Source organism: Biomaibacter acetigenes, assembly GCF_003691585.1.
Taxonomy (GTDB): Bacteria; Bacillota; Thermosediminibacteria; order Thermosediminibacterales; family Tepidanaerobacteraceae; genus Biomaibacter; species Biomaibacter acetigenes.
This window is the reverse complement of sequence record NZ_CP033169.1, coordinates 1,415,741-1,433,383: the sequence shown is the minus strand read 5'-3', so window position 1 is coordinate 1,433,383 and position 17,643 is coordinate 1,415,741. Positions and strand designations below refer to the sequence as shown.

Annotated in this window: 21 protein-coding genes and 1 pseudogene; 1 reads left to right on the top strand and 21 read right to left on the bottom strand. The window is 43.0% G+C overall.

Going from position 1 to position 17,643, the window contains the following annotated elements:
• Positions 1-8: 8 nt before the first annotated feature.
• The 12 genes from D2962_RS07025 to D2962_RS06970 all read right to left on the bottom strand — a co-directional run bounded on the left by D2962_RS07025 (position 9) and on the right by D2962_RS06970 (position 10,953).
• Entirely contained in the window at positions 9-746 is a 738-nt protein-coding gene (locus D2962_RS07025; protein ID WP_245984948.1) for a Stp1/IreP family PP2C-type Ser/Thr phosphatase, read from the bottom strand.
• The gene (gene rlmN / locus D2962_RS07020) at positions 743-1,780 is read right to left on the bottom strand and encodes a dual-specificity RNA methyltransferase RlmN (protein WP_120766647.1); all 1,038 of its coding nucleotides are present in this window, start codon (positions 1,778-1,780) and stop codon (positions 743-745) included. Before rlmN ends, D2962_RS07025 begins: the two co-directional genes overlap by 4 nt.
• Complete coding sequence (rsmB, locus tag D2962_RS07015; protein WP_245984947.1) at positions 1,781-3,136, bottom strand: 16S rRNA (cytosine(967)-C(5))-methyltransferase RsmB; 1,356 nt, start codon at positions 3,134-3,136, stop codon at positions 1,781-1,783. It lies immediately after the preceding gene.
• A complete protein-coding gene (locus D2962_RS07010) occupies positions 3,099-3,935 on the bottom strand; it encodes a DUF116 domain-containing protein (protein ID WP_122014585.1) in 837 nt (278 codons plus the stop codon). The genes rsmB and D2962_RS07010 overlap by 38 nt, the downstream gene beginning before the upstream one ends.
• Positions 3,928-4,863 (bottom strand): methionyl-tRNA formyltransferase, encoded by a 936-nt coding sequence (fmt, locus tag D2962_RS07005; protein WP_122014584.1) that lies wholly within the window; start codon positions 4,861-4,863, stop codon positions 3,928-3,930. The genes D2962_RS07010 and fmt overlap by 8 nt, the downstream gene beginning before the upstream one ends.
• 2 nt (positions 4,864-4,865) lie before the next feature.
• Positions 4,866-5,330 (bottom strand): peptide deformylase, encoded by a 465-nt coding sequence (gene def / locus D2962_RS07000; RefSeq protein WP_120766643.1) that lies wholly within the window; start codon positions 5,328-5,330, stop codon positions 4,866-4,868.
• Between the two features lie 155 nt (positions 5,331-5,485).
• Positions 5,486-7,675 carry a replication restart helicase PriA gene (gene priA / locus D2962_RS06995; RefSeq protein ID WP_162991138.1) on the bottom strand — a complete coding sequence of 730 codons (2,190 nt, stop codon included), beginning with the start codon at positions 7,673-7,675 and terminating at the stop codon, positions 5,486-5,488.
• Positions 7,676-7,720: 45 nt separating this feature from the next.
• Positions 7,721-8,917 (bottom strand): bifunctional phosphopantothenoylcysteine decarboxylase/phosphopantothenate--cysteine ligase CoaBC, encoded by a 1,197-nt coding sequence (gene coaBC / locus D2962_RS06990; protein WP_122014583.1) that lies wholly within the window; start codon positions 8,915-8,917, stop codon positions 7,721-7,723.
• Positions 8,918-8,929: 12 nt separating this feature from the next.
• Entirely contained in the window at positions 8,930-9,136 is a 207-nt protein-coding gene (gene rpoZ / locus D2962_RS06985) for a DNA-directed RNA polymerase subunit omega (protein WP_120766641.1), read from the bottom strand.
• Entirely contained in the window at positions 9,133-9,753 is a 621-nt protein-coding gene (gene gmk, locus D2962_RS06980) for a guanylate kinase (protein ID WP_122014582.1), read from the bottom strand. Before gmk ends, rpoZ begins: the two co-directional genes overlap by 4 nt.
• An 11-nt stretch (positions 9,754-9,764) precedes the next feature.
• Positions 9,765-10,055 (bottom strand): extracellular matrix/biofilm regulator RemA, encoded by a 291-nt coding sequence (gene remA, locus D2962_RS06975; RefSeq protein ID WP_425456620.1) that lies wholly within the window; start codon positions 10,053-10,055, stop codon positions 9,765-9,767.
• Between the two features lie 25 nt (positions 10,056-10,080).
• Positions 10,081-10,953 carry a YicC/YloC family endoribonuclease gene (locus D2962_RS06970; protein ID WP_120766638.1) on the bottom strand — a complete coding sequence of 291 codons (873 nt, stop codon included), beginning with the start codon at positions 10,951-10,953 and terminating at the stop codon, positions 10,081-10,083.
• Between the two features lie 226 nt (positions 10,954-11,179).
• Here D2962_RS06970 and D2962_RS06965 point away from each other — a divergent pair, with 226 nt between their 5' ends.
• The gene (locus D2962_RS06965; RefSeq protein ID WP_122014581.1) at positions 11,180-12,940 is read left to right on the top strand and encodes an Rqc2 family fibronectin-binding protein; all 1,761 of its coding nucleotides are present in this window, start codon (positions 11,180-11,182) and stop codon (positions 12,938-12,940) included.
• Here the strand turns inward: D2962_RS06965 and pyrR are convergent.
• From pyrR to D2962_RS06920, 9 genes and pseudogenes are all read right to left on the bottom strand, one after another.
• A complete protein-coding gene (gene pyrR, locus D2962_RS06960) occupies positions 12,929-13,465 on the bottom strand; it encodes a bifunctional pyr operon transcriptional regulator/uracil phosphoribosyltransferase PyrR (protein ID WP_120766636.1) in 537 nt (178 codons plus the stop codon). The two genes, D2962_RS06965 and pyrR, sit on opposite strands and share 12 nt — an antisense overlap.
• Before the next feature lie 7 nt (positions 13,466-13,472).
• The gene (locus tag D2962_RS06955) at positions 13,473-14,393 is read right to left on the bottom strand and encodes an RluA family pseudouridine synthase (RefSeq protein WP_245984946.1); all 921 of its coding nucleotides are present in this window, start codon (positions 14,391-14,393) and stop codon (positions 13,473-13,475) included.
• 5 nt (positions 14,394-14,398) lie between these two features.
• Complete coding sequence (gene lspA, locus D2962_RS06950; protein ID WP_342774531.1) at positions 14,399-14,872, bottom strand: signal peptidase II; 474 nt, start codon at positions 14,870-14,872, stop codon at positions 14,399-14,401.
• 69 nt (positions 14,873-14,941) lie between these two features.
• Positions 14,942-15,583: a TraR/DksA C4-type zinc finger protein gene (locus D2962_RS06945; RefSeq protein ID WP_122014579.1), complete on the bottom strand. Its 642-nt coding sequence runs from the start codon at positions 15,581-15,583 to the stop codon at positions 14,942-14,944.
• A 36-nt stretch (positions 15,584-15,619) separates the two neighbouring features.
• Entirely contained in the window at positions 15,620-15,898 is a 279-nt protein-coding gene (locus tag D2962_RS06940) for a DUF5665 domain-containing protein (RefSeq protein WP_425456619.1), read from the bottom strand.
• Between the two features lie 81 nt (positions 15,899-15,979).
• A complete protein-coding gene (locus D2962_RS06935; RefSeq protein WP_120766631.1) occupies positions 15,980-16,231 on the bottom strand; it encodes a TM1266 family iron-only hydrogenase system putative regulator in 252 nt (83 codons plus the stop codon).
• A 17-nt stretch (positions 16,232-16,248) separates the two neighbouring features.
• Positions 16,249-16,860 (bottom strand): annotated as a pseudogene (locus D2962_RS06930) (DivIVA domain-containing protein); the annotation flags it as partial.
• A gap of 51 nt (positions 16,861-16,911) precedes the next feature.
• Positions 16,912-17,193 carry a YggT family protein gene (locus tag D2962_RS06925; protein WP_222927710.1) on the bottom strand — a complete coding sequence of 94 codons (282 nt, stop codon included), beginning with the start codon at positions 17,191-17,193 and terminating at the stop codon, positions 16,912-16,914.
• A gap of 13 nt (positions 17,194-17,206) precedes the next feature.
• Complete coding sequence (locus tag D2962_RS06920; protein ID WP_245984944.1) at positions 17,207-17,602, bottom strand: cell division protein SepF; 396 nt, start codon at positions 17,600-17,602, stop codon at positions 17,207-17,209.
• Positions 17,603-17,643: the final 41 nt, after the last annotated feature.

Sequence of the window (17,643 nt, the reverse complement as noted above, 5' to 3'; positions counted from 1 at the left end):
ACTCCATGCTAATCTGCTCTGATTAACTCTACCGTAATATTGTCGATTCCACCATGCAGATTTGCCGCATGTATCAACATTTCGGCTGCCGTTTCGAGTTCTTGACCGCAAACAATATTTTTAATCTCATCGTCTTCCAGCATGTTTGTAAGTCCATCGCTGCACAGAACAATTATATCATTCTTTTCCAGGTCGTATTCTAAAAAGTCAGGCTCCAGCACTCTATCGGTGCCCAGGGCTCTTGTAATGATATTTTTCATTGGATGAGTCCTGGTCTCATCCAGGGTAAGTCTTCCCTCTTCCATAAGCTGCCACACCAGTGAATGATCTCTTGTCAGTTGTGTAATGGTATTGTTCCTTATCATGTATGCCCTGCTGTCACCTACATGGCCAATGAATATTTTTTTCCCAAGGAAGAGAACCATGGTAAGCGTTGTGCCCATGCCTGCCCATTCTTCATGGTCCATTGCCGCCATCAATATTTTTCTATTTGCCTCCATTATGGAATCATTTATCATAGCTTTTATCAGGTCCTCATTGAAATCCTTCGAAAAACGGGCATTTATATAATCCGATACCTCTTTAACCGCCATTTGGCTTGCTACTTCGCCACCGCGGTGCCCCCCCATGCCATCGGCCACCATAAAAAGTTCAGGGTAATTCCCATTTTTCGGGGGAACATAAAAAGCGTCTTCATTGTTGGATCTTACTCTACCAACACAGGTTTTTGCAGAAAATATCATCATTTCACCTCGTCTAAAATACTTCTTCTGAGTTGACCGCAGGCGGCTTCAATATCTGCACCCATTTCTCTTCTTACTGTATTGGAAATCCCGCTATTTGATAGTATGTTTTTAAAAGCGGCAACCTGATCAGGCTTACTCTTTTCAAAACCCTTTCCCCTAACTGCGTTTAGCGGTATCAGGTTTACATGGCACAACATTCCCTTTAAGAGCCTTGAAAGCTTTTGTGCGCATTCTATGGTGTCATTTACCTGTGATATGAGAGCATATTCAAAAGTTATGCGGCGTTTTGTCTTTATTATATAATATTTACACGCATCTAACAATTGTAAAATTGGGTAATTACGATTTACAGGCATGAGCTTGTTGCGCAGGCTGTCATCGGGGGCATGAAGGGAAACCGCCAGGGTTACCGGAATCCCCTCATCGGCCAGCCGGATTATTTCCGGCACGATGCCGCAGGTAGATATGGTTATTCTCCTGAAACTGATGTTGAAAGCCAGAGGAGAATTTAGCAAATTTAAAAATTTGATCAGTTCATCATAATTTAAAAGAGGCTCTCCGCTGCCCATTACCACCACCCTACCCACTTTTTTCCCGGTGTCTTTTTCGATGGCCAGAACTTCATCAGCCATTTCACCGGCTGTGAGGTTTCTGACCATCCCCCCAATGGCAGAAGCACAGAAGGCACAACCCATGCGGCATCCTACCTGGCTTGAAACACAGGCGCTCATACCGAAGGAATACTCCATTTTTACGCCTTCCACCATATTGCCATCTTCCAGTAAAAAAACATATTTGATAGTCTGGTCCAAAGAAGATTCAATCTTCCTGTATATTTCTATCATGCTTATGCGGGCTTTATCGTTTAATTTTTGCATAAGGTTTTTTGGCAAATCGGTCATCAATTCAAACCGGGTTACGCCCTTATAAATCCATTTAAAAATCTGCCTGGCTCTGTATGCAGGTTCTCCCAGCGCCGCCATAAATTCTTCCAGTTCCTGCAGCGTCAAACCCTTGAGATTTCTCTTCTCCATTTATTTACCCACCCTCTTTAATCTGGCAACGAAAAATCCATCGACTTTATGGATGTTGGGATAAAGTTGGATCCATCCATAGGGTTCTTTAAGCTCCATCGCAAGTTTTTCGGGAAGATACGGCCTCATATCATCATATACAAAATTGCCGTTGTTTTCAAGAAATGCTTCCACAATCTGCTGGTTTTCCTCGGGCTCAATGCTGCAAGTGCTGTAAACTAAAATCCCGTTGAGTTTAACATATTGTGAACATACCTCCAATATTCTCTGTTGCTCGGTAGTTAAGACCGATATGTCCTCGGGTTTTTTTGACCATTTAATGTCAGGCTTTCTGCGGATCACACCCAGGCCGGAACATGGGGCGTCCACCAGCACTTTATCAAATTTATTGTGCATATCTTTATCCTTCAGCCGAGAATCCCTTACCTGAGCATCCACAATGGTGGTACCCAGGCGCCTGCAGGTTTCTTTAATGAGCTCCACACGGTGGGGATGAATATCCCATGCGGTTATGCTGCCTTTATTCGCCATAATCTGGGCAATATGGGTGGTCTTACCTCCCGGTGCGGCCGCCACATCCAGCACCATATCTCCGCTCCGGACCCCAAGAGCTCTGGCGGCAATCATGGAGCTTTCATCCTGGGGTTGAAAAAGCCCGTCATGAAAGCTTTTCAACTGTTTAAGCTGAGGAATGTCTTCTATATAAAAGGCTTCTTCAAACATTACACCGGGTATTACTTTAACGCCTTCACTTTCAAGGGTTGACTTTAGCTTTTCTTTATTTGTTTTCAAGGTATTGATCCGGATGCATACCCGTGGTTTCTGGTTAAAAGCCTCGCATAAATCTCTTGTAAAATCGAAACCGTACAATTTTATCCATCTTTCCACCATCCATTTGGGAAAGGAATAATATATCGAAAGGAATTCTTGGGGATGCCTTACAGGGTCCGGATAGGTGATGACATTTTTATTTCTGACTATGTTTCTGAGCACTGCGTTTACAAATCTTGCCGCCCCGGGATTTTCCATTTTTTTTGCCAGATTAACCGACTCGTTGACCGCTGCAAAAACCGGGACCTTATCCAGAAACATCAACTGGTAAATTCCGATTCTGAGGGTGTTCAGCACAGGCCAGGACATCTTTGAAAGTTCTATTTTTGAAAATTGGGATATTATATAGTCCAGCTTCATCCTGTACTTCAGCACGCCGTATACCAGTTCGGTCACAAAAGCCCTATCTATCGCGGGGATGTCTTGAGTTAAATATTTATTCAAGGCAAGATTGCTGTACGAACCCTGCTGGGAATCTATGAGTATTTCAATGGCCAATTCTCTGGCATTTTTCAAATTTCTCAAGGCTCCTTCCTATTTCCCGACTGGTTTTTCCACTTAAGAAAAAATCCACTGCTTCGGAAACTCTGTCCACATCCACGCATGTATTTTTACATGGTCCCTCGGGTCTTATATTCAATACACCGATCACGGGCAGGGGATTTGTATCCAGGATGCCTTCGGTCAAATCCCTCTCACATGCGATAGCTACAATGGCCCTGGGTTTATGTTCAACCACCATTTTGCGGGCAAGAGTTCCACCGGTGACCACCGCAAGATTTACACCTTTTTGTTTGCTCAGCTTCCAGAGCCTGTCAATATCACACCGTCCGCAGTGATGGCAATTTGAAACATCAGCAGTTACTTTATAAGGACAATCCCATTTTTGAAGGCAGTGCGGTGCCAGTATCAAAATCCTGGCAGGGTCTATATTAAAAACCCTGCTCTGGGTGAGCTTATTGTTGACCTCTATGTATGAACTTTTTATAATATCCCTGGGTATGTGAAGCATTTCTCCAAGAGCCAGCGCTATAGGAAACAATATATTTATAGACACATTCATTAAATCCTGCAGCCCGAAAAAAGTCTTTACATGCCAGAGGGTCATAACCACCCCGGTCAGGCCTATACTGACAATAAAGATGAAAATACTTAAAAAAGCTACTATCAACAGGAGTATATACCTGTACCAGTTTCCAAATTTATTTAAATATATAAATATACCGGTCAGAAGCATTAAAACAATAAGGGCTATGCTGGCGGTAAGCAGCCCTATAAATATCCTTTTTTTAATTCTCACGTTCCCTTCTGCGGGTTTAGGCATCTGCAAAATTATCTCCCTCACTCATGGGGTGCCCTGCCATATACTCCATAGCAGTCATTCTCTTTCTTCCCGCTTCCTGTAGTTCCTTTACAAGGAGGCAGCCTTCCGAGCAGCCAATAAGGAACCCTTTACCCCTGACCGTGCCGTAAAATTTGCCCGGAGAAACTTTCCTTTCTTGTGGAATTGCTTCAGCTTCCCATATCTTTATTTCCTGGCCGTTTCTCAAAGTATAGGCCCCCGGCCATGGATAAAGTCCCCTTATGAGATTATATATATCCACAGCACTTTTATTCCAGTCTATTCTGCCGTGCTCCTTTTTGAGCATGGGGGCATAGGTAGCTTTTTCAGGGTCCTGGGGTACATGTATAAGATTTCCTGATTTTATCATCTCTATGGATTTCTTCAGCACTTTACCGCCCAGAAGCGACATTTCCCTGGCCAGGTCCTCATAAGTCCATTCCTTTTTTATCTCCAGTTGTTCCTGAAGAAATATATCTCCGGTATCGAGACCCTCGTCCATCCACATGATAGTAATACCGGTAACTTGCTCACCATTTATGATAGACCACTGTATGGGGGCCGCCCCGCGGTATTTCGGCAGCAGAGATGCATGCACATTTATGCAGCCGATAGAAGGAACTTTAAGGACTTGTCTTGGAAGTATCTGGCCGAAAGCCGCTACCACTATCAAATCCGGTTTAAATGATGAAAGGACCTTTATAAACTGCTCATCCCTCACCTTTTCAGGTTGAAACACCTGAAGCCCATTTTCAACGGCTATCTTTTTAACCGGTGGAGGAGTGATTATTCTCTTTCTTCCCACGGGCCTGTCAGGCTGGGTAACCACCGCCTGGACATTGACCGTATCCAGGAGTGTTTTCAGTGAGGGCACCGCAAACTCCGGGGTTCCCATGAAAATTACATTCATTTTTATCCCTCACTATCAGGTTTTACAAATTTTATTACCTTATCCACAAATAGAATACCATTGAGATGGTCTATCTCATGGCATAATGCTCGGGCCAGCAAATCTTCACCTTCAATTTCAATCTTTTTTCCATTTCTATCCAGGGCCTTAACTTTGACTTTTTGAGGCCGTGCAACTTCGCCGTTAACTCCCGGAATACTCAGGCACCCTTCAACTTCTACAACTTCGCCTTCCTCAAAAACTATTTCAGGATTGATAAGTTCTATCAAACCATTGCCCACATCAATTACCACCACTTTTTTTAATATACCGACCTGGGGTGCCGCAAGACCAACCCCGTTGGCATCTTTCATGGTTTCTGCCATATCCTCCAGCAGCGTTTTTAAATTGTCATCAAAAACTGTCACATCCCGGGCTTTTTTTCTCAAAATCTCGTCTCCATATTTACGTATGTTTCGTATTGCCATTAACTTTTTCTCCCTTTCTGCAGTTTTAAACATCAGAGGAAACTGCGGAGCAGTTTCAACACATCGTTGCAACGAGGCGTGAGATTATGACCCGTCGCCTGAAAAACAAATTGGCACCCGCCACCTGCAGAGGTGGGGGACATCTTTTCGCCTCGTTATAATAAATCTTGCGGGTCCATATCCCACGCGATTTTGATGTCTCGCTGTTTTTTCATGGCTTTCAAAGATTCCTCAACTTTAATTAATGTTTCCACTTTCTTGCTCTTTAATAGTACATGATAGCGGTAATTGTCTTTTACGCGGTATCGCGGAGCCGGAGCAGGGCCATATATCTCCAGGCCACCTTCCGTAATTTCACACAACATATTTTTAACTTCCGTAGCGTTTTTCTCCACCATATCCTGTTTAGAACCGGTTAATGTTATATTTAACAGGTGACAAAAGGGTGGATAGTTGGATTTTTGTCTGTTTTTTAATTCTTCCCGGTAAAATTTTGTAATGCCCTTTTCACATGCTGCTTTTATGGCAAAAGACTCGGGGCAGTATGTTTGGACCAGAACTTTTCCGGGAAAATCCGCCCTTCCCGCCCTGCCTGCCACCTGGGTAATCAGTTGAAAAGTCCTCTCCCCGGCCCTGAAATCAGGCATATTAAGAGCTGTGTCGGCAGTTATAACACTTACAAGGGATACTTTCGGGAAATCAAGACCCTTGGCTACGGTTTGGGTGCCTATTAAAATCTGGGCATCTCCCTTCCTGAAGCTGGATAATATACGCTCCAGAGACCCTTTTTTTGAAATCGTGTCCGCATCTATGCGTAGAGCTTTCACTCCCGGAAAAAGCCGGCACACCTCCTGTTCCACCTTTTCTGTCCCGGCGCCAAAATAACGTATATGGCTGCTGCCGCAAACGGGGCAGATATCCGGGGCTTTTACACGGTATCCGCAATAATGACATTTTACACTTTTATCATCAAAATGATATGTAAGCGAAATATCGCAGTGAGGACATTTCAATACAAACCCGCAATCGCGGCATATCACAAAAGTCGAATGTCCTCGCCGGTTCAAAAAAAGTATCGCCTGCCGGTTGCAAGACAAAGTTTGTTTTATGCTTGAAACAAGTTTTCGGCTAAATATGTGGCGGTTTCCGGCCTTTAGTTCCTCCCTCATATCCACAACTTCCAGTTCGGGAAGCGGCATACCGGATGCTCTCTTTGTCATTTTTACAAGCAGGTATTCGCCAGTAACCACTTTGTAGTAGGATTCCACCGAAGGGGTGGCACTTCCAAATATAAGGGCCGCATTCTGCATCCGGGCCCTGAAAATAGCCGCAGCCCGGGCATCATAATAGGGATGTTCCGCCTGTTTATAAGATGACTCATGCTCTTCATCCACTATAATCAGACCCAGGTTTTTTATTGGTGCAAAGATGGCGGACCGAGCTCCTATGACCACATCCGCCTGACCGTTATATATCATATGCCATTCATCAAATCTTTCCCCGGCGGACAGCCTGCTGTGAATAACGGCTACCCTTCCGGGAAATCTTGTCTGAAAGATAGCCAGCATCTGAGGTGTTAGGGAAATTTCGGGAACCAGCACAATGGCTTTTTGCCCCTGATTTAGGACCTTTTCTATGGTTCTGATATATATTTCTGTTTTGCCGCTGCCAGTTACACCGTACAAAAGTATGGTTTTTCTTTGATTTTCAAGATTGGCAAATATCTTTTTCAAAGCCAATACCTGGTCCTGCGTAAGGTTTAGCGGTGTCATACGCCTTTCTCCTGCAGGTATCTTCGGTTTTCGGTCTATAACCCGGTAACTTTTACTGAGTATATTTTTTTTAATAAGCGCCGTTAAGGCAGCCTGCACCGAAGAAACAGGCAGCCCGGTTCTTTGAGATATTTCCCGGGCCGAAAGCCCTCCTGAGGTTGAAACAAGTTCCCATACCCTTTTTTGATTGACAGCTTTATCAGGCAAGTTTTCACAGGTAACCACCGCGGTGTATATAGCTTCCTGTTTTTTGTTTGCCCGGGGCGGAAGCATCAATTTTAAAAAATCTATCAATGATGAACCGTAATATTCGGCCAGTTTCCTGCAAAAACCGATAAAATCAGGAGATAGTGTTATGGATTCCTTTTTTAAGATGTATTTCATCTTTACATTTATTAAAACTTCGCTTCCATCAGATAATCCGGTAACTATACCGTTTACCCTGGAATTGTTGAAATGTACCTGGACCACATCCCCTACATTGATCATAAGTTCGTCGGGTATCAAATAACTGTATTCTTTTCTAGCGTCGGGGTGCCTGACATCAACGGCTACCTGGGCTACACCTGGCAAAAAACTCCTCCCCCTTCAAAAACAAAGGACCGTTCCCTACCGATTTCAATTTAAATACGGTAAAACACGGTCAAGGATAGCATCAGCCACGTCCCTTTTTAACATTCGGGGCAAAACTTCAATTCTTCCATCTCTGTATATAATCTTGACTATATTTGTATCTGAGCCGAAACCTGCGCCCTCCTGTGTGATATCATTCAACACAATAAAGTCCAGATTTTTTCTTTTCAACTTATCCACAGCGTTTTTCTCCGGTTCATCGGTTTCGGCGGCAAACCCCACCAACACCTGTTGCTGTTTTTTCTGTCCCAATTCCTGGAGAATATCCGGATTCTTTACCAGTTCAATTACCATCCCGCCGTCCTGCTTTTTGATTTTCCCCAGATTATATTTTTTGGGCCTGAAATCAGCTACCGCTGCCGCTTTAATTACTACCTGAGCCTGGTTAAAGTTATCCAGAACAGCTTTTTCCATTTCAAGAGCCGTTTCCACAGGTATAAATTTATAAAGCCCGACTGGAGGCTCAATATTGGTCGGGCCGGAAATTAGTACGACCTGAGCTCCTCTTAGAGTAGCTTGGCGTGCCAGAGCATACCCCATTTTGCCGGATGAGTGGTTTGATATGAACCTTACAGGGTCCAGCGGTTCCCGGGTAGGACCAGCCGTTATCAGGATTGTTCTGCCTTTCAAATCCGGTGCCTTTCCTATTAATCGGTCTACAGTATTTACGATGTCTACCGGTTCGGGGAATCTTCCCCTGCCGGAGTAACCGCAGGCTAGGAGTCCTTCGGCCGGTTCTATAACTTCAATTCCCGATTCCTTTAGACTCCGGATGTTTTTTTGAGTTATAGGATGTTCATACATGTGGACATTCATGGCCGGCACCACCACTACTCTTGCCCTGGTGGCGAGAATTGTGGCGGTAAGCATATCATCGGCGATACCGGCGGCGATTTTGGCGATAATATTGGCGGTGGCCGGTGCGACAAGAAACAGGTCCGCGCGGTCGGCCAGTGCCACATGTTCCACTTCCCAATGAGATGGTTCCCGGAACATGTCGCAAATAACCTGGTTCTGCGAGAGAACCTGGAAGGTCAGGGGTTTGATAAACTCACAGGCAGATTTTGTCATTATGACCTGGACCAAAGCTCCCCGCTTTTTCAATAATCTAACCAGTTCGACAGATTTATAGGCGGCTATGCTGCCTGTAACCCCTAAAACCACAAATTTACCTTCTAACATGAAAACACCTCATCACTTGATTCCGGCTTTAGGCCTTTCTATTCTTATTTTTTCTGCATCTAGCTCAAACAAAGCTATGGATACAGGTTTTGTAGTTTTTACATCCACAAGTTTTTGAGCCCCTTCCACCAATTGACGAGCTCTTTTTGCTGCCGCCACGGCAATGGTGTACCTGCTGTCATATTTTCTGCTAAGGGAATCTATGGATGGATACATCATAAAAACTCTTCCCTCCCATCAATAAACTCAAGCAAATTTTTATTTCTAGACACCCTGCACCTCTCGGCGCAAACTATATATTGCATTTTCAACAGCGCGCTCTCCAGGTTGTCATTGAGCACGGCATAATCATACATAAAAATCGCCTTTAACTCTTCCCTGGCGCTTTTCATGCGGAGATTAAAGGAATCTACGGTTTCACTGCCTCTCTTTATTATACGGCTCTTTAATTCTTCAAGATCCGGAGGAAGGATAAATATAAAAACAGCTTCGGGATAATTTTTTTTAACCTGGGCGGCACCCTGTATATCTATTTCCAGGATGACGTCCCTGCCATCTTCTATTTGTTTTTCCACAAATTCCCTTGGTGTGCCGTAATAATTATTGTAAACTATGGCCCATTCAAGAAACTCATTATTTCTTATTTTCCGCTGGAAATCATCGACACTGGTGAAAAAGTAATTCACTCCTTCTTTTTCACCTTCCCGAGGAAGTCTTGTTGTAACAGATACCGACAGTGTAAGGTTTCTATCCCTTTTTAACAATAAGTTGCACAATGTTCCCTTTCCCGCACCGGATGGTCCAGAGACAACGATCAACATACCCTGACGTTTCATAAAAAACCTTCCTATTCCTCTACAAATTCTTCCTCGGTTTCGCTATCCCTTTCAAGTTCATCACGATCAGACTCATCCAGCCTGTGCGCCACTGTTTCGGGCTGCACTGCCGACAGAATAACATGATCACTGTCGGTTATAATTACAGCGCGAGTCCTCCTGCCATAAGTGGCATCGATGAGCATTCCCCTGTCTCTGGCTTCTTGAATAATCCGCTTTATGGGGGCTGATTCGGGGCTTACAATGGCGATTATACGGTTTGCCGAAACAATGTTGCCAAATCCGATATTTACAAGTTTTATCTCCACACAATTCCCTCCTGATTTTTTACTCTATATTCTGTACTTGTTCCCTAATTTTTTCCAGTTCACTTTTTATTTCTATTATTTCCTTGGATATGTCATAGTCCGAAGACTTTGAAGCTATTGTATTAGCCTCGCGATACATTTCCTGAATTATAAAATCCGCTTTTTTACCTACGGAATCATTGGCCTGTTCAAGGTTCTTCATCTGCCTGATATGACTCTTTAATCTTATTAACTCCTCTGTTATATTTGATCTTTCCGCAAAAAACACCACTTCAGTCTCTATCCTATCTCGTTCCAGGGTAACATCTTTCAAAACCCGCTCCACATCTTGGGCAAGCCTTTTTCTATATTCCTCAACCACCATATCGGTTCTTTCACCGATGAAATCCACCTTGCCATCGATTAAATCAAGCCTCGTGACGATATCATGCCAGAGGTTTTCTCCTTCCCTTTCTCTCATGATTATCATATTTTTTACCGCCAAATCCAGAGCAGGTTCTAACATTTCCCACAATTCCTGTTCCTGGGGCATTTCTTCTTCAATGGAAAACAGGTCCGGCATCATTGATAACAGAGAAAGCGAAACAGGCCCTTCAAACCCCGTCTCCTGTTTTATTTCCATCAATTTATTATAATAGTTCCTGACGGCGGATTTGTCAATTTTTATATTCATGGGAAAGTTTTCACAGGATAAATTCACAAAAACATCTACCCTGCCCCTTGATATTTTCCCCTTAATGAAACTTTTTATTTTTTCCTCCAGGAGAAGCCAGGTTCTCGGCAGCTTCACAAAAATTTCAAGAAACCTGTGGTTTACAGATCTAATCTCAACTACCCAGGAAATTTTTCCTGATTGTTCTCCACGGCCATAACCAGTCATGCTTCTGATCATAAAAAATCCTTTCCTTCGAATTAACTAAAAAAATGGTTTTCCGGTCTATTCATTCATGTAAACTTCATGTTTCAAGACCACCCTCGCATTTTCTTCCAAAATCGTTAAAAATATTATACCATCTAAATGGGTTTTAAACAACAAATTTATCAAGTTATTATAATCCTTCTAATTTTTTGCTGCTTTATGATATACTAATATCATAAATTTATCGGGAGGATTGGAAATGCCTTTTGATGGAATTTCAATGTATGCTGCGGTTTCCGAGCTAAAAGACAAAGTATTGGGCAGCAGAATAACAAAAATATATCAACCCTTAAAGGATGAAGTTTTAATCAATCTACGCAGGATCAGTGATGAATTAAAGCTAATTATTTCGGCAAATCCGCTAAACTGCAGGATTCACCTAACTCAAAACAACGTAGAAAACCCCGCAGCGCCCCCCATGTTTTGCATGCTTTTAAGGAAATATCTCATTGGAGGCAGAATAAGGCATATATCGCAATTTAACCTTGAACGCCTTTTGGAGATAACCATCGAGAACAATAACGAATTCATGCAGCCTGTAGAAATGAAGCTGTTTATCGAAATCATGGGGAAACACAGTAACATAATTCTAGCGGATTCCAGCGGTACCATCATCGATTGCATAAAACGTATAACTTCTGATGTGAACAGGTTCCGCCAGGTTTTACCCGGAGAAAAATATGTGATGCCACCTGTAGGAGATAAAATCAATCTGCTGTCAATTGACCGTAATATTATTATGTTAACTTTTGAGTCATCCGTAGAAAAAATTCCCTCACAAACCGTAAGTAAATGGCTTGTGGACAATTTTGCAGGGGTAAGCGGAGCCTCTGCCCATGAAATGGTATACAGGGCAGGCATGAATGAAAGTAAACCAATAAGCAAAATCACCTGTGATGAATTGGACAGTTTGGTTAAAGTTATTTTAAATCTTGCCGATGATATACGGTCACGCAACTTTGATCCGGTGGTTTATCTTGACAATAACACCAACAATCCCGAAGATTTCTGGGTTTTTCCCATGTTTCATAAAAAGGAAAAATCAACTCATATTTCGGGAGTAAATAATGCTATAGACTTTTATTATGCTAAAAAGTCAGCAGTTACGGCCCTGGAACACTTTAAAAAACATGCCCTGGGGGAAGTATCCAGGAACCTTAAAAAAGCAAATCAAAATTTGCTTCATTTAAAAAAGACCCTGGAAAAAACCGAAGAAATGGAAAAATACCGGCTCTGGGGAGAAATCCTGTATGCCAACCTTTACCGCATAAAGCCGGGGGCCAAAGAGGTGAAGCTTCCCAATTTTTACAACCCCGGAGAAGAAATAGTCATACCGCTCTATGAAAAATACACCCCGGCCCGCAATGCTCAAGTTTATTTTAACCGGTATAAAAAAATGCATTCGGCCATAACCATGTCTGAAACCAGAATGCAGGAAGCATTAAATGAAATAAATTATCTGGAAAATATCCTTGTAAACATACAGAACAGTGAAAACCTGGACGATATATATGATATCTATCAAGAACTGGAAAGTCAGGGTTACGTAAAAAATCCCGTAAAAAAAAATATGGAGAAATCCAAATCGGAACCCTTGAAGTTCAAGTCATCCGATGGGCATATTATTTACGTGGGCAAAAATAACCGTCAAAATGATATTCTGACATTGAAAAAAGCAAAACCCGGGGATATCTGGCTTCACGCCAAAGATATCCCGGGTTCCCACGTAATCATAGACTGCCACGGTAAAGATGTCACCGAAAAAACCCTTATAGAGGCCGGCACCCTGGCAGCCTATTTCAGCAAAGCAAGAAATGGAAGCAATGTCCCGGTGGACTATACCTTAAAAAAATATGTAAGAAAACCCGCGGGCGCAAAACCAGGTTTTGTCATATATGACCATCAGAAAACTGTTTATGTTACACCCGATGAAGATACTATTAAAAAGCTATCGCTTTAGAATCACAACACAGTTTTCGCCGTCCACTTCCTCAAGCTTGACCTTGACAACTTCATCACTGGATGTGGGCACATTTTTCCCCACATAGTCGGGCCTGATGGGCAGTTCACGGTGTCCCCGGTCAATCAATACCGCCAGCTGTATCATCCGGGCCCTGCCTATGTCTGCCAGCGCATCAAGAGCTGCGCGCACGGTTCTGCCCGTATATATCACATCATCCACCAGCACAACTTTTTTATCCGAGATATTAAAAGGTATTTCGGTCTTATGTACCACCGGCTGGGATGAAAGGCTTGACAGGTCATCCCGGTAAAGCGTGATATCGAGAACTCCCACGGGAATCTCAATACCCTCAATGCCTGAAATGTAAGATGCCATCCGCCTGGCCAGCGGCACTCCTCTCCTCCTTATGCCCACCAGGGCCACATCTTCCACTCCCTTGTTTTTTTCCACAATTTCATGGCTTATCCTTACCAGCGCCCTGTTTATGGCCGTCTCATCCATAATGCGTGCCTTTTCTTCCACTAATGCCTCACCCCCTCGCCCTTAATAGTTCCAGAATTGATGTAAAATCTTCAGGCATCGGTGCTGTAAACTCCATGAATCCCCCGGTCCTGGGATGAAAAAACCCCAGTTTATATGCATGCAGTGCCTGCCCTTTTATGGCAAACGGGTTTTTTCGGTTGGAATAAACTGGGTCCCCCACCACTGGATGACCGATAAATTTCATATGGACTCTTATTTGATGTGTTCTTCCAGTCTCAAGGTTTATTTCTAATAGAGTGTATTCAGAAAATCTTTCAAGCACGTTAAAATGGGTTATCGCTTCCTTCGCATTTTTGGTCGTAACCGCCATTTCCTTACGCTTTAGTGGGTGTCGCCCTATGGGGGCATTGATAGTGGCTCTATCCTCCTGAATCTGCCCCCACACCAGAGCCCGGTAGATCTTTTTCATCTGTTTATTTTTAAGCTGCTTTGCCAGTGCCATATGCGCCATGTCGTTTTTTGCCACCACCATGACTCCGGAAGTATCTTTGTCAAGACGGTGGACAATGCCCGGGCGCATTACACCCCCAATGCCCGAAAGGCCGCCGGTATGATAAAGCAGAGAATTTACCAGGGTCCCGGAATAATTGCCCGGTGCCGGGTGGACTACAAGCCCCCGGGGTTTGTCAATAACCACAATATCCTCATCTTCATATATAATCTTCAAGGGTATATCTTCCGGTTCCAGGGAAGGTTTATCCGGGGGTGGGATGGATACCGTTATCCTGTCCCGGGCCTTTATTTTGTAATTAGGTTTGACGTTTTTATCATTTACCCTTATCCAGCCTTCATCAATGCCCTTTTTTAAATAACTCCGGGAATGATTTTTTATTTTTTCCGCAAGATATACATCAATCCTTTTTTTTTCGTCGGCAGTGTCGACAGAAAAGCAAAACTCCTCTGTCAAATTGTTTACCTCCCGCTCTTTCCGTATTGCCCGGAAAATCCGGGATCGAAGGCTATCAAATATGCCAGAATTATAACTCCCACCACAATAGCCGAATCCGCAATATTGAAAACCGGCCATATCCTGAAATCAAAAAAATCCACCACATATCCGAATCTGAAGCGGTCTATTAAATTTCCCGCAGCCCCGCCCAACACCAGAGCCATAACAAACCTTAAAAGCCTTTTTTCGGGGGGAACTTTTCTTAAAAAGAAAATTATAGCTAAAATAATTGCAAGGGAAACTATGGTGAAAAAATAAGTTTTACCCTGCAGAATACTGAAGGCCGCTCCGGTATTTTGTACATATGTAATGTGAAAAATGCCTTTGATTATCGGAAGGGACTCATGGGGTTCCATGTTCGCCCGGATTATATATTTGGATAGTTGATCGGCCGCAAGTACCAAAAGCCCGTAGAATATCACATCCAAAATTCGCACCTCCATATCGGTTATTCATTTTATTATATCAGAATACTGCTGTAAAAAAAATGCCTTTTGAAGGCATTTTTATTCCCCAAGCTCGTTTTTGTCATCCTCATCGGGGTCCTCTTCATCAATAATCATATCTCCTCTTTCCACAATACCCCTTTTTTCATTTCCATCCACATAGGTCTCGGTGTAATCCACCGCTCCCGGTTCATCCTGGGGGGTATTGGCAGTTCCGTAGCGTGCCACATCCTGCCAGGCATCTTCTCCATCATACTGGTTTTGGTCGGTGTCATCCAGGAAACTTCTGCCGAAGGGGTATTTCAGAATGTCTTCTTCCAGTGGTCTTGAGCGTGGATCATCCGGTTTTTCTTCTTCTTTTTTACATTCTATGCAAAAAGTGGTATACGGGACCGCTTCCAGCCTTTCTTTATCTATGGGTTTTCCGCACCTTTCACATATTCCATATGTCCCGTCCCTGATTTTATCCAGAGCATGATTGACTTTCATCAGCAGGATTTTTGTGTTATCCTTTAAACCCAGGTCCTTCTCTCTTTCGAAGATTTCCGCCCCCAGGTCCGATGTGTGATTGTCATAACTGGAAAGTTCCCCTACAGACTCCTTTAACGGCTCTGACCCCCTCTGAATTAACACCTGCATCTCGTCTTCCAGTTGCTTTTTCAATCCTTCCAGCTTGGTTTTGAAATGTTGAAAGTCTGTCAAAGGCAAAGCCTCCTTAAGCCGCTTTTGTCCTATTGACTATTTAGTCGCCAATTCCTTTTGTACTATTCTTATAATGTCCGCAATGAAATCACCTATAAAGGGAAGCCTTAAAATAACCAGGCGCTGCAATATATATATTACCAGCGCCCCCAAAAGGGTGAATCCGATGGCCATTCCAAAACCACGGGCTACACCACCCAAAAAATTGACATATAACAGTCGCCTGGGATTGCGGAGGAGTTCAAGATATTCGGTTAGATTCAATTTTTCTATCTGTACCGACAGGTCATCAAGTTTTTGGTACAGGTGCCTCATCAATTTTTCCTCGCTCATGTTTTCCCCCAGAATTAATTTATCCAACAGACTCCTATTTATTCTTCCCGTCATACATTTTTGTCATGCGGTAACGGCAGATTTAACTTTTACGCCGGGTATGCTTCCCAACCGGCCTGTGAGGGCCCCCAGCTCATCGGTGGAAGCGTCAACAATCAATGCTATGACCGAGATGCCCTTTTCACGATAGGGAATCCCCATCCGACCAATTATGTACTGCCCGTATGTGGAAAGTATATCATTGACCTTTTCTGCCGATTTTTCCCGGTTAGTTACAATAATTCCAATTACAGATATGCGCTTTTCTCCCGGCATATTACACGGCTCCTTTTTTACTCCGACTCATTATCCTTTGAATCGGATTCTTCCGATGTGTCTTGGGCTGCTATATCATCCGGGTTTTCATGAGCTTCTTCACTAACATTCGTATCATCTACATTCTCCCTATCCGATTCATATTCTTTTTTAATTTCTTCATCACAGCCGGCGGCGGCCTGTCTAAATGAATCAAACAGATACCGGTCTTCCGCCATCTCATTCAGTTCGCAGGAGTTTACAATCTCGATCTGGGATTGTAAAAAGTTAGAGAATCTTGTCTTGAATAAACTGAAATGCCTTCGAAGTTCTTCATACTGGTTATTTAACGACACATACCTTTGCTCCGCCCTGTCTACTAACTTACCGGCCTTGGCCAGTGCTTCTTTGAGGATTATTTCTTTTTCTTTCAATGCATTTCTTCTGGTATCCTCCGCTGTTTTTTCAGCCAGTATCAGGGTATTTTTCAGTGTTGATTCCATATCCTTGTATTCCTGCAATTTTTCCTGTAAGTGCTTTATTTCTTCTTTTAAATCCTGGTTTTGTTTATAAATTTTTTCATAGTCCATTGAAATCTTTTCAAGAAAGCTTTTAACTTCTTCCTCATTATACCCTCTAAAAGAACGGTGAAATTCCTTTTTTGGATTTCAATAGGAGCCAGGGTCATAATGCTCATCTCCTTAAAATGTCATTCTTATAAGAATACTCAACACGAAGCGCCTGACAATCTCCAGCACAAACAGCGCAGCGATAGGGGAAAAGTCCAGGTATAGCCCCGGTCCTTTCGGCATAAACCTTGAAAACAACACCCTAAAAGGTTCTAATATGGGATCGGTCACCTGATAAATAAATCTGACAATACCGGAATTTGCAGTTGCAGGCACCCAGGATAAAAAAACCCTTGCCACAATCATTAAATACAGGAATTGAAAAAATAAATCTACGGCTCTGATCAACGCCAAAAATATCACTCCTTTATTTCAGCAAAAAGGATTTTTCTTGAAAACTTTCTTCTATCGCCGTTCCGGAAATATCCACATTATCGGGAGCAAAAATAAAAATTCCCGGACCTATTTTTTTAACCGTGCCATTGAGCGCATATATGCTTCCGCTCATAAAATCCAGCACGCGCTTGGCGCTATCCTTGTCAAGTTTTTCCATGTTAACAATTACAGCCCGGCGGCTCTTCACTTCATCGGATATTTCCCTCACTTCATCAAATGAAGCCGGTTTGTAAATCACCATTTTGTTTTTCGATGTCTGGTGAATATTGATAACCCTGCCTTTCGGCTTTATCTCCGGTCGGTTTACATAAGGTTCATAATCCGCCCTGTCTTCTGTAGAGACCGGATTTTCATCTTCAATGCCCAAAAAATAAAGAATCCTGTTTAAGATGTTTTTTTCCAGCCATG

What these genes read in the sequence shown, in the direction of transcription:
- D2962_RS07025 (WP_245984948.1), bottom strand. Translation starts at nt 746, where the DNA reads ATGATGATATTTTCTGCAAAAACCTGTGTTGGTAGAGTAAGATCCAAC.
- rlmN (WP_120766647.1), bottom strand. Translation starts at nt 1,780, where the DNA reads ATGGAGAAGAGAAATCTCAAGGGTTTGACGCTGCAGGAACTGGAAGAA.
- D2962_RS07010 (WP_122014585.1), bottom strand. Translation starts at nt 3,935, where the DNA reads ATGCCTAAACCCGCAGAAGGGAACGTGAGAATTAAAAAAAGGATATTT.
- fmt (WP_122014584.1), bottom strand. Translation starts at nt 4,863, where the DNA reads ATGAATGTAATTTTCATGGGAACCCCGGAGTTTGCGGTGCCCTCACTG.
- def (WP_120766643.1), bottom strand. Translation starts at nt 5,330, where the DNA reads ATGGCAATACGAAACATACGTAAATATGGAGACGAGATTTTGAGAAAA.
- coaBC (WP_122014583.1), bottom strand. Translation starts at nt 8,917, where the DNA reads ATGTTAGAAGGTAAATTTGTGGTTTTAGGGGTTACAGGCAGCATAGCC.
- rpoZ (WP_120766641.1), bottom strand. Translation starts at nt 9,136, where the DNA reads ATGATGTATCCATCCATAGATTCCCTTAGCAGAAAATATGACAGCAGG.
- gmk (WP_122014582.1), bottom strand. Translation starts at nt 9,753, where the DNA reads ATGAAACGTCAGGGTATGTTGATCGTTGTCTCTGGACCATCCGGTGCG.
- D2962_RS06970 (WP_120766638.1), bottom strand. Translation starts at nt 10,953, where the DNA reads ATGATCAGAAGCATGACTGGTTATGGCCGTGGAGAACAATCAGGAAAA.
- D2962_RS06965 (WP_122014581.1), top strand. Translation starts at nt 11,180, where the DNA reads ATGCCTTTTGATGGAATTTCAATGTATGCTGCGGTTTCCGAGCTAAAA.
- D2962_RS06940 (WP_425456619.1), bottom strand. Translation starts at nt 15,898, where the DNA reads ATGAGGCACCTGTACCAAAAACTTGATGACCTGTCGGTACAGATAGAA.
- D2962_RS06935 (WP_120766631.1), bottom strand. Translation starts at nt 16,231, where the DNA reads ATGCCGGGAGAAAAGCGCATATCTGTAATTGGAATTATTGTAACTAAC.